14 protein-coding genes are annotated in these 15,938 nt (G+C 66.6%); 8 read left to right on the top strand and 6 right to left on the bottom strand.

Features of this window, described 5'->3' with window-relative positions:
• Position 1: 1 nt before the first annotated feature.
• Both ileS and DID96_RS03235 read right to left on the bottom strand, forming a co-directional pair.
• On the bottom strand, positions 2-2,839 hold the full coding sequence (ileS, locus tag DID96_RS03240; RefSeq protein WP_124597817.1) for an isoleucine--tRNA ligase: 2,838 nt from the start codon (positions 2,837-2,839) through the stop codon (positions 2-4).
• 112 nt (positions 2,840-2,951) lie between these two features.
• Positions 2,952-3,944, bottom strand: coding sequence for a bifunctional riboflavin kinase/FAD synthetase (locus DID96_RS03235; protein ID WP_124597816.1), 993 nt, complete (start codon positions 3,942-3,944; stop codon positions 2,952-2,954).
• A gap of 123 nt (positions 3,945-4,067) precedes the next feature.
• Between DID96_RS03235 and purN the strand changes: the two genes are divergently transcribed.
• From purN to nadC, 6 genes are all read left to right on the top strand, one after another.
• Positions 4,068-4,730, top strand: coding sequence for a phosphoribosylglycinamide formyltransferase (purN, locus tag DID96_RS03230; RefSeq protein ID WP_124597815.1), 663 nt, complete (start codon positions 4,068-4,070; stop codon positions 4,728-4,730).
• Positions 4,727-5,992 (top strand): RsmB/NOP family class I SAM-dependent RNA methyltransferase, encoded by a 1,266-nt coding sequence (locus DID96_RS03225; RefSeq protein ID WP_124597814.1) that lies wholly within the window; start codon positions 4,727-4,729, stop codon positions 5,990-5,992. Before purN ends, DID96_RS03225 begins: the two co-directional genes overlap by 4 nt.
• A 15-nt stretch (positions 5,993-6,007) precedes the next feature.
• Positions 6,008-7,360 carry a mechanosensitive ion channel family protein gene (locus tag DID96_RS03220; RefSeq protein WP_124597813.1) on the top strand — a complete coding sequence of 451 codons (1,353 nt, stop codon included), beginning with the start codon at positions 6,008-6,010 and terminating at the stop codon, positions 7,358-7,360.
• 192 nt (positions 7,361-7,552) lie between these two features.
• A complete protein-coding gene (locus DID96_RS03215) occupies positions 7,553-8,749 on the top strand; it encodes an acyl-CoA desaturase (protein ID WP_124597812.1) in 1,197 nt (398 codons plus the stop codon).
• 179 nt (positions 8,750-8,928) lie between these two features.
• Positions 8,929-10,065 carry a quinolinate synthase NadA gene (nadA, locus tag DID96_RS03210; protein ID WP_124597811.1) on the top strand — a complete coding sequence of 379 codons (1,137 nt, stop codon included), beginning with the start codon at positions 8,929-8,931 and terminating at the stop codon, positions 10,063-10,065.
• Positions 10,062-10,958 (top strand): carboxylating nicotinate-nucleotide diphosphorylase, encoded by an 897-nt coding sequence (gene nadC / locus DID96_RS03205; protein WP_124597810.1) that lies wholly within the window; start codon positions 10,062-10,064, stop codon positions 10,956-10,958. The genes nadA and nadC overlap by 4 nt, the downstream gene beginning before the upstream one ends.
• 95 nt (positions 10,959-11,053) lie before the next feature.
• On the opposite strand, the gene nadB is transcribed toward nadC, so the two are convergent.
• The 4 genes from nadB to radC form a co-directional block, all read right to left on the bottom strand.
• Positions 11,054-12,640: an L-aspartate oxidase gene (gene nadB, locus DID96_RS03200; protein ID WP_124597809.1), complete on the bottom strand. Its 1,587-nt coding sequence runs from the start codon at positions 12,638-12,640 to the stop codon at positions 11,054-11,056.
• Between the two features lie 160 nt (positions 12,641-12,800).
• On the bottom strand, positions 12,801-12,968 hold the full coding sequence (gene rpmG, locus DID96_RS03195; protein WP_007586229.1) for a 50S ribosomal protein L33: 168 nt from the start codon (positions 12,966-12,968) through the stop codon (positions 12,801-12,803).
• A 17-nt stretch (positions 12,969-12,985) separates the two neighbouring features.
• Positions 12,986-13,219 carry a 50S ribosomal protein L28 gene (gene rpmB / locus DID96_RS03190; RefSeq protein ID WP_004186391.1) on the bottom strand — a complete coding sequence of 78 codons (234 nt, stop codon included), beginning with the start codon at positions 13,217-13,219 and terminating at the stop codon, positions 12,986-12,988.
• 243 nt (positions 13,220-13,462) lie between these two features.
• Positions 13,463-14,236, bottom strand: coding sequence for a RadC family protein (gene radC, locus DID96_RS03185; protein WP_124597808.1), 774 nt, complete (start codon positions 14,234-14,236; stop codon positions 13,463-13,465).
• Positions 14,237-14,372: 136 nt separating this feature from the next.
• Here radC and DID96_RS03180 point away from each other — a divergent pair, with 136 nt between their 5' ends.
• Positions 14,373-14,828 (top strand): peptidylprolyl isomerase, encoded by a 456-nt coding sequence (locus DID96_RS03180; protein WP_124597807.1) that lies wholly within the window; start codon positions 14,373-14,375, stop codon positions 14,826-14,828.
• A 2-nt stretch (positions 14,829-14,830) separates the two neighbouring features.
• Positions 14,831-15,811 carry a 4-hydroxy-3-methylbut-2-enyl diphosphate reductase gene (gene ispH / locus DID96_RS03175; protein WP_124597806.1) on the top strand — a complete coding sequence of 327 codons (981 nt, stop codon included), beginning with the start codon at positions 14,831-14,833 and terminating at the stop codon, positions 15,809-15,811.
• Positions 15,812-15,938: the final 127 nt, after the last annotated feature.

The following is a 15,938-nucleotide window of genomic DNA, read 5'->3' as shown; positions in this document are numbered from 1 at the left end:
TTTACGCAGCGCTCCGGGTTTCGCCATTTTCAAACAGGTTCGAGAAGCAGCGGCCGCACAGCGTCGGGTGATCGGCGTGCGCGCCGACATCGTCGCGGTAGTGCCAGCAGCGCTCGCACTTCTGGTATTTCGACGCGGCCACGTCGACGCCTTCCTGCGCTTCGTCGTCAACCTTGACGACCGTCGCGGCCGACGTGATCAGTACGAACTTCAGATCGTCCGCGAGGCTCGTCAGCGCGTCGTAGCGCGCGCCGCTCGCTTGCACCGTGACTTCCGCCTGCAGCGACGAGCCGATGCGGTTCGCGGTGCGCGCTTCCTCGAGCGCCTTCGTGACATTGCCGCGCACGTCGCGCAGCAGCGTCCACTTCGCGATCAGCGCATCGGCGCCGGCGACGTCCGGATACGCGTAGTACGTTTCCGTGAAGATCGTGTCGCTGGCCGGCTGGAACACCTTCCACGCTTCCTCGGCCGTGAACGACAGGAACGGCGCGAGCACGCGCAGCAGGCCCTGGGTCAGATGATAGAGCGCCGTCTGCGCGGAGCGGCGGGCCTTCGAATCCGGCGCGCTCGTGTACAGGCGGTCCTTCAGCACGTCGAGGTAGAAGCCGCCGAGATCTTCCGAGCAGTACGTCTGCAGCTTCGCGACGACCGGGTGGAACTCGTACTTCTCGTAGTGGCCGAGCAGTTCCGTCTGCAGCTGCGCGGAGAACGCGACCGCGTAGCGGTCGATCTCGAGCCACTCGCCGACCGGCAATGCGTGCTGCGCGACGTCGAAGTCGGACAGGTTCGCGAGCAGGAAGCGCAGCGTGTTGCGGATGCGGCGATAGCCTTCCGTCACGCGCTTCAGGATCTCTTCGGAGATCGCGAGCTCGCCCGAGTAGTCGGTCGATGCGATCCACAGGCGGATGATTTCCGCGCCGAGGCGGTTCGCGACTTCATGCGGATCGATGCCGTTGCCGAGCGACTTGCTCATCTTGCGGCCTTCGCCGTCGACCGTGAAGCCGTGCGTGAGCAGGCCCTTGTACGGCGCGCGGCCGTCGAGCATCGACGCGGTCAGCAGCGACGAGTGGAACCAGCCGCGGTGCTGGTCCGAGCCTTCGAGATACAGGTCGGCCGGGAACTGCAGGTCGTCGTTGTGCGAGCCGCGCAGCACGTGCCAGTGCGTCGTGCCCGAGTCGAACCACACGTCGAGCGTGTCGCGGTTCTTCTCGTACATGTTCGCGTCGTCGCCGATCAGCTCGCGCGGATCGAGCGACTGCCACGCCTCGATGCCCGACTGCTCGACGCGCTTCGCGACTTCCTCCAGCAGCTCCAGCGTGCGCGGATGCAGCTCGCCGGTTTCCTTGTGCACGAAGAACGCCATCGGCACGCCCCACTGGCGCTGGCGCGACAGCGTCCAGTCCGGGCGGTTCTCGATCATGCTGTGCAGGCGCTGCTTGCCCCACGACGGGTAGAACGCGGTCGCGTCGACACCCGCGAGCGCGGTTTCGCGCAGCGTCGCGCCGCCGTCGCGCGGCGTCACGTCCATGCCGGCGAACCACTGCGACGTCGCGCGGTAGATGATCGGCGTCTTGTGACGCCAGCAGTGCATGTAGCTGTGCGTGTACTTCTCGTTGCGCAGCAGCGTGCCGGCCGCGTTCAGCGCGTCGACGATCTTCGGGTTCGCGTCCCAGATCGACAGGCCGCCGAACAGCGGCAGCGATTCGATGTAGCGGCCGTCGCCCATCACCGGGTTGATGATGTCCGAGTCGGTCATCCCGTGCGCCTTGCAGGACACGAAGTCCTCGACGCCGTACGCGGGCGACGAGTGTACGACGCCGGTGCCGGTGTCGGTCGTCACGTAGTCGCCGAGATAGACGGGCGACGTGCGCTTGTAGCCGGGGTGGGCCGCCGCGAGCGGGTGGTGGAAGCGCAGGTTGACGAGGTTCTCGCCGCGCGTCGTCGCGACGACGCTGCCGGTCAGATTGAAATCTTCCATGCACGCGGCGACGCGCTCTTCCGCGATGATCAGCAGGCCGCGCTCGGTATCGACGAGCGCATAGACGATCTCCGGATGCAGGTTCAGCGCCTGGTTCGCCGGGATCGTCCACGGCGTGGTGGTCCAGATCACGATGCCGCCGTCGGCGCGCGGCAGCGCCGGCAGGCCGAACGCCTGCGCGGTCTTTTCCGGCTCCGCGAACGGGAACATCACGTCGATCGTCGGGTCGGTGCGATCCTTGTACTCGACTTCCGCCTCGGCGAGTGCCGAGCCGCAGTCGAAGCACCAGTTCACCGGCTTCAGGCCGCGATACACGTAGCCCTTCTCGATGATCTTGCCGAGCGCGCGGATCTCGCCGGCCTCGTTCGCGAAGTTCATCGTCTTGTACGGGTTCGCCCAGTCGCCCAGCACGCCGAGCCGTTTGAAGCCGAGCTTCTGCTTCTCGATCTGCTCGGTCGCGTACGCGCGCGCCTTGGTCATCACTTCGGCCGCCGGCAGCGACTTGCCGAACTGCTTCTCGATCTGGATCTCGATCGGCATCCCGTGGCAATCCCAGCCGGGCACGTAGGGCGCGTCGAAGCCCGCCATGTTGCGCGACTTGACGACGATGTCCTTCAGGATCTTGTTCACCGCGTGGCCGAGGTGGATGTCGCCGTTGGCATACGGCGGGCCGTCATGCAGGATGAACTTCGGCCGGCCCTTGCTGGCCGCGCGGATCTTCTCGTAGAGGCCGCGCTCTTCCCATTCCTTGACCCACTGCGGCTCGCGCTTCGGCAGGTCGCCGCGCATCGGGAACGGCGTGTCGAGCAGGTTGACCGGATACTTGGCCTGCGGTTTCGAATCGGCTTTCTTGTTGCTCATGATGAGATCGCTATCAAATCGGGGGACGCTCGTGCGTCGTGAATCGGGTGAGCGCGGGTGAGTGCGCACATCGGCGGCGCCGGGATGCGGCGCATGGCGCCGCGAGCCGGGGTCAGCTAATTCGGTCGGTGGCCGACGTCGAGAAGCCGGTCGTGCGGCTGCCGGGCGCGTGGCCGTGCGCCGCGAAGTACGCGCGCGCGTTCGCGACGTCCTGCGCGATCGCGCGCGACAGCGCCTCGAGATCGTCGAACTTCGCCTCGTCGCGCAGCTTCTGCAGGAATTCGACGCGCACGAGCTTGCCGTAGGCGTCGCCGTGCCAGTCGAGCAGGTGGACTTCGAGCAGCACGCGGCCCGAATCGACGACGGTCGGGCGCAGCCCGAGGCTCGCGACACCGGGCAGCGGGGTGCCGGCGAGGCCATGGACCTGGACGACGAAGATGCCCATCAGCGCCGGCCGCTTGTGCGCGATCGGCAGGTTCAGCGTCGGGAAGCCGAGGTCGCGGCCGAGTTTCAACCCGTGCGTGACGTGGCCGCTGATCGCGTAGCCGTGGCCGAGCGCCTGCGCGGCGGCGGCGAGATCGCCGGCCGCGAGCGCGGCACGCACGCCGGAGCTGGAGATGCGCGTGCCGTCGCTGCCGGCGACCGTGCCCATCTGCTCGACCTCGAAGCCGTACTGCTCGCCGGCCGCCTTCAGCGACGCGAACGTGCCCGCGCGCTTCGCGCCATAGCAGAAATCGTCGCCGACCATCATCCAGCGCGTGTGCAGCCCATTGACGAGGGTGCGTTCGACGAACGCCTCCGGCGACTGGCTCGCGAACGTATGGTTGAAGTGCTCGACGACCACCCGGTCGACGCCGTTCTCGCGCAGCGCCTCGAGCTTGTCGCGCAGCATCGCGATGCGCGGCGGCGCGCCGGCGGGATTGAAGAATTCCCGCGGATGCGGCTCGAAGGTCATCACGCAGACGGGCAGGCCGCGCGCGTCCGCTGCGGCGCGCACGCGCGCGAGCAGCGCCTGGTGGCCGCGGTGGACACCGTCGAAGTTGCCGATCGTCAGCGCGCACGGGGCGCGGCTTTCGGCGTTGGGCAGGCCGCGGAAGACTTTCACGATAGCGGAAGCAGCGTCGGGGGAATGGGCGGATGGATGCCGCAAAGCAGAAGATTATAAACGTTCGGGCGGGCAGGCGGCTCAGGAGGCGGGAAACGGGAGGCCGAATGGTAAAATTCGCGGATGAAAAAAATCGTCATCTTGATTTCCGGTCGCGGCAGCAACATGGAAGCCATCGTCCGCGCGTGCGCGCAGGAGCGGTGGCCGGCCGAGGTTGCCGCCGTGATCGCCAACCGGCCGGACGCGGCCGGCCTCGCCTTCGCGGCGTCGCACGGGGTTGCGACCGCGGTGGTCGACCATCGGTCGTTCGACGGCCGCGACAGCTTCGACGCGGCGCTGGCCGACGAGATCGACCGCTTCGCGCCCGATCTCGTGATCCTCGCCGGCTTCATGCGGATCCTCACGCCGGCATTCGTCAAGCGATATGAGGGACGGATGCTGAACATCCACCCGTCGCTGCTGCCGAGCTTCAAGGGCATCCATACGCACCAGGCGGCGCTCGACGCGGGCGTCGCGCTGCACGGCGCGACCGTGCATTTCGTGATCCCCGAGCTGGACAGCGGCGCGATCGTCGCGCAGGGCGCGGTGCCGGTGCGCGCGGGCGACGACGCGGCCGCGCTCGCGCAGCGGGTGCTGACGGTCGAGCACGTGCTGTATCCGCGTGCGGTGCGCTGGTTCGTCGAAGGGCGCGTGCGCCTGGAGGACGGCCGCGCGGTGGTCGCGCCGGGCGAGGCGCGCTGGATTTTCGCGGACGATCCGCAAACCAAGACGAGCGAGGGCGTATGAAGCTGCACGGATTCCTGATTGGCCAGACCGAGACTTTGCTGGCCGAAGTGCTGAAATTCGCCGGCCCCGCCGACGCGACGACGAGCCGGTTCTTCCGCGCCCACCCGAAGCTCGGGCATGCCGAGCGCGGCGTGATTGCCGAAGCTGTGTTCGCGGTGCTGCGCCGGAAGATGGAGTTCGCGCACCTCGCCGAGAGCGGCACGGGCAGCCCCGCGCGGCGCCTGACGCTGCTCGGCCTGATGCAGACGATGGGCCGCAACGCGCTGAAGCCGTTCGTGTCGCCTGCCGAGGCCGCATGGCTCGAGCACGTGTCGAAGATCGACCCGGCGAGCCTGCCGGTGCGCATCCGCACGAACCTGCCCGACTGGATCCAGCAGGCGCTGTCGGCGCGGTTCGACGCCGACGAGCTCGCGCAGCTCGCGGCCGCGCTGAACTACCCGGCGCCGCTCGACCTGCGCGCGAACGCGCTGAAGGCGACGCCCGACCAGGTGATCGACGCGCTGCGTGCGAATGGCATCGACGCCGGCGCAATGCCGTTCGCGCCGTTCGGCGTGCGGGTCGTCGGCAAGCCGGCGCTCACGAAGCTCAAGCTGTTCGAGGACGGCCAGATCGAGGTGCAGGACGAGGGCAGCCAGTTGCTGTGCTCGCTCGTCGCGCCGCGCCGCGGCGAGATGGTCGTCGATTTCTGCGCGGGCGCGGGCGGCAAGACGCTCGCGCTCGGCGCGATGATGCGCTCGACCGGGCGGCTGTACGCGTTCGACGTGTCCGAGAAGCGGCTCGCGAAGCTGAAGCCGCGCCTCGCGAGAAGCGGCCTGTCGAACGTGAACCCGGTGCTGATCGACAGCGAGCACGACGCGAAGATCAAGCGGCTCGCCGGCAAGATCGACCGCGTGCTGGTCGACGCGCCGTGCAGCGGCCTCGGCACGCTGCGCCGCAATCCGGACCTGAAGTGGCGCCAGTCGCGCGCATCGATCGACGAGCTCACGCCGAAGCAGGCGTCGATCCTCGCGAGCGCGGCGCGTCTCGTGAAGAAGGGCGGGCGGCTCGTCTACGCGACCTGCAGCGTGCTCCACGCGGAAAACGAGGCGATCGTCGAGCAGTTCCTCGCCGATCATCCGGAGTTCGTGCTGGTGCCCGCGCAGAAGGTGCTGGCCGACCAGCGCATCGAGCTCGACACCGGCGACTACCTGTCGCTGTGGCCGCATCGTCACGCGACCGACGGCTTCTTCGCCGCAGTGCTCGAGCGGCGCGCGCAGCAGTAACGGCGGGTTCGATCGATGATGCAGAACCGCCTGCTGTCGCGCCGGCTGGCGTCGGTGATCCAGGATTTCAACCAGCCGGTGATGATCTGGCAGGCGGCGATCCTGGTCGGCATGCTGTGTTTCGCGTGGCTGGCCGCGCGCTTCGTGCATGCCCGCATCGACGCGCGCCGGCAGGCCGCCGGGCGCGCGCCCGGCGCCGGCGCGCAGAGCCTGAAGCGCGCGCTGTTTCCGCTGTTCGGCAGCGTGTTCGTCGGGATCGCGCAGCTCGCGTTCGACCCGTTCATGTCGACGTCGCTGCTGTCGCTCGCGCTCGTGCCGCTGATCGGCATCGCGCTGATCTACGTGCTGTTCTTCTTCGCGCGCCGCGTGTTTGCGCGCGACGGCCACACGCACGCGTGGCTGTCCATCGTCGAACGGCTCGTGTCGTTCATCGTGTGGGCCGCGATGGTGCTCACCGTGCTCGGCATCCAGCGCGACGTGCTGCAGTGGCTCGACAGCGTGCAGTTCCGCGTTGCGAACGCGCACCTGACGCTGCTGTCGGTGATCTCCGGCGCGCTGTGGGTCTGCGTGACGCTGATGGTTGCGATGTGGCTCGGCTCGGTGCTCGAGGAGCGCCTCGCGCGTGCCAGCACGCTCGACGCGAACCTGAAGGTCGTGCTGTCGCGGATCGGCCGCGCGCTGCTCGTGTTCGCGGCGGTGCTGATCGGCCTGTCGCTCGTCGGCATCGACGTGACGGTGCTCGGCGTGTTTGGCGGCGCGCTCGGCGTCGGGCTCGGCTTCGGCCTGCAGAAGATCGCGAGCAACTACGTGTCGGGCTTCATCATCCTGCTCGACCGGTCGCTGCGGCTCGGCGACGCGATCAGCGTCGGCGGGCTGCAGGGCGTCGTCACGCAGATCCGCACGCGCTATACGGTCGTGCGCGGCCTCGACGGCAACGAGACGCTGATCCCGAACGAGAAGCTGATCACCGACGTCGTGCAGAACCAGTCGTCATACCTGACGCGCGGCTACGCAAAGGTCGCGGTGCAGGTCGCGTACACGAGCGACGTCGAGCATGCGCTCGCGGTGCTGGCCGACGCGGCGAAAGGCGTGCCACGCGTGCTCGCGGAACCCGCGCCGGCGCCGTATCTGGTGAATTTCGGCGCGGACGGCATCGATCTCGAGCTCGGCTTCTGGATCGAGGATTCCGCGAAGGGCACGTCGGGCGTGCGCTCGGCGGTGAACCGCAACATCTGGCGGCTCTTTTCGGAGCACGGGATCTCGATCCCGTTCCCGCAGCGCGAAGTGCGCGTCGTCGGCCTGCCGGACGGCTTTGCCGCCGCGCAACCGGCAGATGGCAACGCCGCGGCCGGCCATCCTGTCATGTAAGCCGGCCAGACGCGGAGCGCCGGGCCAGGGGAGTCCGCCGGTGGACTTCCTGCGTTGCTTCAAGGCAAGAAATATTCATTTTTTACAAAGACTTGGAGCAGTTGCAGTAAAATTTCTGTCGATTACGCGGTATGCTTTCATTTTTCTGACGCCGGCGCGTGACCGGCGTCGCTCACCTCACAGGTAACTGCCTTGTTGAATTCCCTGCTCGACTTTCTTTCCCACGGGCTCCTGCATTTCTCGTGGTGGCAGATCGTGCTGTTCGCGCTCGCCGTCACGCACGTCACGATCATCGGCGTGACGGTCTACCTGCACCGCTGCCAGGCGCACCGCGCGCTGGAGCTGCACCCGATCGCCAGCCATTTCTTCCGCGTGTGGCTGTGGATGACGACCGGCATGCTGACCGGCCAGTGGGCGGCGATCCACCGCAAGCACCACGCGAAGTGCGAAACCGAGGAAGATCCGCACAGCCCGCAGACGCGCGGCATCTGGAAGGTGTTCCTCGAAGGCGCCGAGCTGTACCGCGCGGAAGCGAAGAACGAAGAAACGATGCGCAAGTTCGGCCATGGCACGCCGAACGACTGGGTCGAGCGCAACGTGTACTCGAAATACCCGATCCTCGGCATCAGCCTGATGCTGGTGATCGACGTCGCGCTGTTCGGCGTGGTCGGCCTGACCGTGTGGGCCGTGCAGATGGTCTGGATCCCGTTCTGGGCGGCGGGCGTCGTCAACGGGTTCGGCCACTTCTGGGGCTATCGCAACTTCAACTCGGCCGACGCGAGCACGAACCTGTTCCCGTGGGGCATCGTGATCGGCGGCGAGGAACTGCACAACAACCACCACACGTTCGCGACGTCCGCGAAGCTGTCGAACAAGTGGTACGAGTTCGACATCGGCTGGATGTACATCCGCATCATGTCCGCGTTCGGTCTCGCGAAGGTGAAGAAGGTCGCGCCGACGCCGCGCCTGAACAAGCCGAAGACGGTGCTCGACCAGGAAACGCTGCAGGCCGTGCTGTCGAACCGCTACGAGGTGATGGCGCGTTACGGCAAGGCCGTCAAGCGTGCGTATCGCCAGGAACTCGTGCGCCTGAAGGAACTCGGTTCGAGCGACAAGTACCAGCTGATGCGCGGCGCGCGCAAGTGGTTCCACAAGGACGAGGACGGCCTCGACGAGCCGCAGAAGAAGCTGCTGCCGGAGATCTTCGCGAACAGCCAGAAGCTGCACACGTACTTCCAGCTGCGCAAGGATCTGGCCGCGATCTGGGATCGTTCGACCGCATCGCGCGAACAGCTGCTGGCCCAATTGCAGGATTGGTGCCATCGCGCCGAACAAAGCGGCATCAAGTCGTTGCAGGAATTTGCGACGCGCCTGCGCCGCTACGCCTGATTCGAAATCGATTAGAATCTCAGGACGTCACAAACCCCGCGCTGGCGGGGTTTTTTCTTTTGGGCGACCGTAAGGCATGGGGCGAGAGTAAGTGCTGAAGCACTAACTCTCACCGACCGCGAAGCATGGGATCGGAGTAACCGCTAAAGCGCTAACTCCGATCGACAGGAGATATGGAGATGCAGTCGACGATCAAACCCGTCGAGTACGACCGTCCGGTTGCGGCAGGCGCTGTCTGCGGCATCGGGCAGGCATGGGCGAAAGTGCCCGAAACGCCGTCCCCCGAGGAGCGTGCGGCGCTGAAGGCGCGCATCAAGGCGTTGCTCGTGCGCGAGAAGGCCGTGCTGGTCGCGCACTATTACGTGGACGCCGAATTGCAGGAGCTTGCCGACGAAACGGGCGGCTGCGTCGCCGATTCGCTCGAAATGGCCCGCTTCGGCCGTGACCACGACGCGCAGACGCTCGTCGTCGCCGGCGTCCGGTTCATGGGCGAGACCGCGAAGATCCTGAGCCCGACCAAGCGGATCCTGATGCCGGATCTCGATGCGACCTGTTCGCTCGACCTCGGCTGCCCGGTCGACGAGTTCTCTGCTTTTTGCGATGCGCACCCGGACCGCACCGTCGTCGTCTACGCGAACACCAGCGCCGCCGTGAAGGCGCGCGCGGACTGGATGGTCACGTCGTCGATCGGCCTCGAGATCATCGCCGACCTGCACGCGCGCGGCGAGAAGATCATCTGGGCGCCGGACCGTCATCTCGGCAGCTATATCCAGAAGAAAACCGGCGCGGACATGCTGCTGTGGCAGGGTTCGTGCCTCGTGCACGACGAATTCAAGGGCATCGAGCTCGACCTGTTGCGCGCCGAATATCCGGACGCGAAGGTGCTGGTCCATCCGGAGTCGCCGGAGAACGTCGTCGCGCAGGCCGACGTCGTCGGCTCGACGACGCAGCTGATCGATGCCGCGGTCAAGCTCGACGCGACGCGCTTCATCGTCGCGACCGATCTCGGCATCCTGCACAAGATGCAGCTCGCGGCGCCCGGCAAGACCTTCATCGCCGCGCCGACGGCCGGCAACAGCGCGACCTGCAAGAGCTGCGCGCACTGCCCGTGGATGGCGATGAACGGCCTCGCGAACCTCGCGGACGTGCTCGAGCGCGGCCACAACGAGATCTTCGTCGATCCGGCGATCGGCGAGCGCGCGCGCCTGCCGATCGACCGGATGCTCGATTTCGCGGCCGCCCACAAGAAGCGCGTTCAGGCGAGCGGCGATCTGCAGCGTGACCAGCAACTGTTCGCGAACGTGGGGGCCGCATGACCAGCGCAGTTTCCCTGCCCGCAGTATCCCCGCTCTACGCGACGATCCGCGAGCAGTACGGCGTTGCGTTCGACGACGCGCTCGCGCGCAACGTCGCCGATGCGCTGGCCGAGGACGTCGGCCCCGGCGACCAGACCGGGCGACTCGTGCCGGCCGACGAGCGCCGCCGTGCCCGCATCATCGTGCGCGAAGAGGCCGTGCTGTGCGGTGTGCCGTGGTTCGACGCAGTGATGCGCCGGATCGATCCGGCGATCGACGTGCGCTGGCACTACCGCGAAGGCGACCTGATGACGGCCGATTCGACCGTCTGCGAACTCGAAGGGCCGGCCCGCGCGCTGCTGACCGCGGAGCGCAATGGACTCAATTTCCTGCAACTGTTGTCGGGCGTCGCGACCGCAACGCGACGCTACGTCGACCGGATCGAAGGCACGCGCGCGAAGATCCTCGATACGCGCAAGACGCTGCCGGGCCTGCGGCTCGCGCAGAAGTACGCGGTTCGGGTCGGCGGCGGCGCGAACCAGCGGCTCGCGCTGTACGACGGCATCCTGATCAAGGAAAACCACATCGCGGCGGCGGGCGGCGTCGGCGAGGCGCTCGACGCGGCGTTCGCACTGAACGCGGGCGTGCCGGTGCAGGTCGAGGTCGAGACGCTCGCGCAGCTCGATACGGCGCTCGCGCACGGCGCGAAGTCGGTGCTGCTCGACAACTTCTCGCTCGACATGATGCGCGACGCGGTGCGCGTGGCGAACGGCAACGCGGTGCTCGAAGTGTCGGGTGGCGTCAATTTCGATACGGTGCGCGCGATCGCCGAAACCGGCGTCGACCGCATCTCGATCGGCGCGCTGACGAAGGACGTGCGCGCGACCGACTATTCGATGCGGATCGTCGACTGATCGCGCGGCGCAATCCGCAGATGAAAAAGCCGTTGGCGCTCGACCGCCAACGGCTTTTTTCCTGTGCTTGACAGCTTCCCTGGCCCGACGCGACGTCAGCGGCGCGATTTCGGCATCAGCACGCTCGGCAATGCCTTCGGCAGCGCGTGCGGCCAGTCGCGGCTGTAATGCAGGCCGCGGCTTTCGCGGCGCGACTGCGCGCTCTTGACGATCAGCGTCGCGACGTCGACGAGGTTGCGCAACTCGAGCAGGTCGCGGGTCACGCGGAAGTTCGCGTAATACTCCTGGATTTCGTCGCGCAGAAGCGACAGCCGGTGTCGGGCGCGCTCGAGACGCTTGTCGGTGCGCACGATGCCGACGTAGTTCCACATCAGGCGCCGCAATTCGTCCCAGTTGTGCGCAACGACGACTTCCTCGTCCGCGTCGGACACGCGGCTTTCGTCCCATGCGGGCAGTTTGCCGGCCGATTCGGCGTCATAGCCGGCGGTCTCGATCGCTTCGGCGGCTGCGCGGCCGATCACGAGGCATTCGAGCAGCGAGTTGCTCGCGAGGCGGTTCGCGCCATGCAGCCCCGTATATGACGTTTCGCCGACCGCGTACAGGCCCGCGAGGTCGGTGCGGCCCGCGAGATCGGTGACGACGCCGCCGCACGTGTAGTGCGCGGCCGGCACGACCGGAATCGGCTGTTTCGCGATGTCGATCCCGAACTCGAGGCAGCGCGCGTGGATCGTCGGAAAATGCTCGCGCAGGAACGCTTCCGGCTGATGGCTGATGTCCAGATAGACGCAGTCGATCCCGCGCTTCTTGATCTCGAAGTCGATCGCGCGCGCGACGATGTCGCGAGGCGCCAACTCCGCGCGCGGGTCGTGCGCGGGCATGAAGCGGGTGCCGTCCGGCAGCTTCAGCAGGCCGCCTTCGCCGCGCACGGCCTCGGAAATCAGGAACGATTTCGCGTACGGATGGAACAGGCAGGTCGGGTGGAACTGGATGAACTCCATGTTCGCGACCCGGCAGCCTGCGCGCCACGCCATCGCGATGCCGTCGCCGGTCGCGGTGTCCGGGTTCGTCGTGTACAGGTAGACCTTGCCTGCGCCGCCGGTGGCGAGCACCGTGTGCGGCGCCTCGATCGTGATCGTGCGGCCGTTCTCGACGTCGAGCGCATACAGGCCGTGGCAGCGACGGCCGGGCAGGCCGAGGCGCTCCGACGTGATCAGGTCGATCGCGTGATGATTCTCGAAAAATGTGATGTTCGGGTGCTGGCGCGCGCGTTCGGACAGCGTCGCGAGCACCGCATGGCCAGTCGCGTCGGCCGCGTGGATGATGCGCCGATGGCTGTGGCCGCCTTCGCGGGTCAGGTGAAAGCCGAGCTCGGCCGCGTCGTCCTTCGTGAACGGCACGCCTTGCGAGATCAGCCACTCGATCGCTTCGCGGCCGTGCTCGACGATGTAGCGCGTCGCGCCCTCGTCGCACAGGCCGCCGCCGGCGACCAGCGTGTCGTCGACATGGTTCTCGATGCTGTCCGCGGAATCGAGCACCGCGGCGATGCCGCCTTGCGCGTTGTCGCTCGCACCCTCCATCATCGAACGCTTCGCGATTAGCGCGACGCGTCGCGTGCTGGCCAGATTGAGCGCGACCGACAGCCCTGCCAGGCCGCTGCCGACGATCGCCACGTCGAATTTCATTGCTGCATCTCCGTCATTGCACTCTTGGTCTTGTGTGTCCGGCGGTAAAACCGCGGAAAGGGGAGAGCATACCGCGTCAGGCCCGAGCGTGCGCGCAAAACGAAAAGCCCCGCAATTGCGGGGCTTTTCGGTCATCGTCAGGCTGGCAGGAACCAGGAGATTACTTGATCTTGGTTTCCTTGTACGCCACATGCTTGCGGACGACGGGATCGAACTTCATGATCTCCATCTTTTCCGGCATGTTGCGCTTGTTCTTCGTGGTCGTGTAGAAGTGACCCGTGCCAGCGGTCGACTCAAGCTTGATCTTGTCGCGTGCGCCTTTTGCCATGATTGTGCTCCTGAGGCTTAGGCTTCGCCGCGTGCGCGCAGGTCAGCGAGCACGGAATCGATGCCGTTCTTGTCGATCAGGCGCAGGCCGGCGTTCGAAACGCGCAGGCGCACCCAACGGTTTTCGCTTTCAACCCAGAACCGGCGGTTTTGCAGGTTCGGCAGGAAGCGACGCTTGGTCTTGTTGTTCGCGTGGGAAACGTTGTTGCCGCTCATCGGCGCTTTCCCAGTTACTTGGCATACGCGTGCCATGAGAGCACTCCTAATACGCTAAATTCGGGGTTCGATCGCCGATGAAGGTTCTCATCGAGCAGCCACGTGATCCATAGCTGCACTCCGAAAACGCCCAAGCCCTTAACAGACAAGGCCCTTCGATGGCTAGAACTGGTTGGAAAAAAGACAGACGGCGATTCTAGCAGAAAAAGTTCAGAAAAATCAAACCTAATTTCGCTTCGCTGTTGACCGCGCTCGGGGGCGGCTCGCCAACCGCACAGTCTACAGCCAACCGGCGCCGGCGAACGAGAAAGTGTCGCCCACGCCGACGACGATGTGGTCGAGCAGCCGCACGTCGACGAGTGCGAGCGCGTCGCGCAGCACGCGGGTCAGGCGCCGGTCTTCCGCGCTCGGCTGCACGGCGCCGGACGGGTGGTTGTGCGCGACGATCAGTGCAGCGGCATTCACCGACAGCGCGCGGCGCACGATTTCGCGCGGGTAGACGGCCATCCGCGTCAGCGAGCCGCGCGCGCTTTCCTCGGTGTCGATCAGGCAATGGCGAGCATCGAGAAACAGCGTGACGAATACTTCATACGGGCGCGTGCCGATCGTGAGCCGCAGATAATCCTCGACCGCGCCGGGCGACTCGATCAACAGCCGCTCGCGCGCCTTTTCGGCGAGCGCGCGCCGCCCGATCTCGGCGACGGCCGAGAGCAGCGCGATGCGGGCGTCGCCGATGCCCGGGCGGCCGCGGAAATCGTCCGGCGTCGCATCGAGCAGCCCGCGCAGCGAGTCCCCGAACTGCGCGAGCAGCGCGCGGGCGTTGTCGAACACATTGTGGCCGGGCACGCCGGTGCAGAGCAGCAGCGCGATCAGCTCGTCGTCGGACAGCGCGGCGGGCCCGCGCGTGAGCAGACGCTCGCGCGGCAGCCCCGTTTCCTTCGCGCGCGCGGTGCGGCGCTTGCGCGGCACGGACGGGGAGGGCGGGGCGGACGGGGCGGGCGCAGGCCTCGCGTCGTCGCGGCATTCGAACAATGACAATAATTGTTGCGGCATCGTTGATTCTCCATTGACGGCCGTGGGGCCTGCGCGCCGTCGTCGCACTTTCCGCCTTGCGCGCTCAGGTGACTTACAATAAGAGTTTTGCGCTGGGCCTCTCGGCCGTTTCGGGCGCCGACTGAACGAGTCATTCATGAGCCTTATCGATCTATCCGAAGTGAAGCCCGGTTCGCACGTCACGCTGCATTACCGGTTGGCCCTCGCCGACGGCGCCGACATCGTCAACACCTTCTCCGACAAACCCGCGACGCTGCTGCTCGGCGCGGGACAGCTGGCACCCTCGCTGGAACAGATTCTCGTCGGGCTCAGGGTCGGTGACCATTCGACTTTTCAGCTAGCGCCCGAACAGGCGTTCGGTCCCCGAAATCCCGACATGCTCCAGCGCGTGACGCTCGCGACGCTGCGCGAGAACGGCATGGTCGGCGACGATTTCACGCCGGGCGACCTGATCGAGTTCAACGCGCCGGACGGCGGCCGATATGCAGGCGTGCTGAAGGAGATCGGCGAGACCTCCGCGCTGTTCGATTTCAATCATCCGCTCGCGGGCCAAGCGCTCACGTTCGAAGTGAAAATCATCGGGATTCTGTAATCATGAGCACCACCGATACGCTGTCCGGGCCGACGGTCGCCGCCGACGCGGAAATCCTGCTGGCGCAGCCGCGCGGCTTCTGCGCGGGCGTCGATCGCGCGATCGAGATCGTCGAGCGCGCGATCGCGATGCACGGCGCGCCGATCTACGTGCGCCATGAGATCGTCCACAACAAGTACGTGGTCGAGGATCTGAAGAAGAAGGGCGCGATTTTCGTCGAGGAGCTCGAGGAAGTGCCGTCCGGCAACACCGTGATCTTCAGCGCGCACGGCGTGTCGAAGGCGGTGCGCGACGAGGCCGACGTGCGCGGCCTGCGTATCTATGACGCGACATGCCCGCTCGTCACGAAGGTGCACGTCGAGGTCGCGAAGATGCGCCAGGATGGTGTCGACATCGTGATGATCGGGCACAAGGGGCACCCGGAAGTCGAGGGGACGATGGGGCAGGTCGAGCGCGGCATGCATCTCGTCGAGAGCGTCGAGGACGTGCAGAAGCTCCAGCTCGCCGATCCGGAGCGGATCGCGCTCGTCACGCAGACGACGCTGTCCGTCGACGACGCGGCCGAGATCATCGCAGCGCTGAAGGCGAAGTATCCGATGATCCGCGAGCCGAAGAAGCAGGACATCTGCTACGCGACGCAGAACCGCCAGGATGCGGTGAAGTTCATGGCGCCGCAGTGTGATGTCGTGATCGTCGTCGGGAGTCCGAACAGCTCGAATTCGAGCCGCCTGCGCGAGGTGGCCGAGAAGCGTGGCGTCGCCGCATACATGGTCGATGCACCCGAGCAGATCGATCCCGCATGGGTCGCGGGCAAGCGCCGCATCGGCGTGACGGCCGGCGCGTCGGCACCCGAGGTGCTCGCGCAGGCGGTCATCGCGCGTCTGCGCGAACTCGGCGTGCGCAATGTGCGCGCGCTCGACGGGATCGAGGAGAACGTGTCGTTCCCGCTGCCGCGCGGCCTGAATCTGCCGCCTGCCGCCTGATCCTGAACGACCCCAGAGGTACACCGAAGCGCGCCCCAGGGCGCGCTTTTTTTTGCGCTTCGCGATTGCAGTTGCAACCAACTTTCCCAATGATAGTGCAACCAGGTTGCTATCCGCGGCCCGGCCT

This window comes from Burkholderia sp. Bp8963, assembly GCF_003854275.1.
Lineage (GTDB): Bacteria > Pseudomonadota > Gammaproteobacteria > Burkholderiales > Burkholderiaceae > Burkholderia.
The sequence above is the reverse complement of the archived record's forward strand: the minus strand, read 5'-3'. Positions and strand labels throughout refer to the sequence as shown.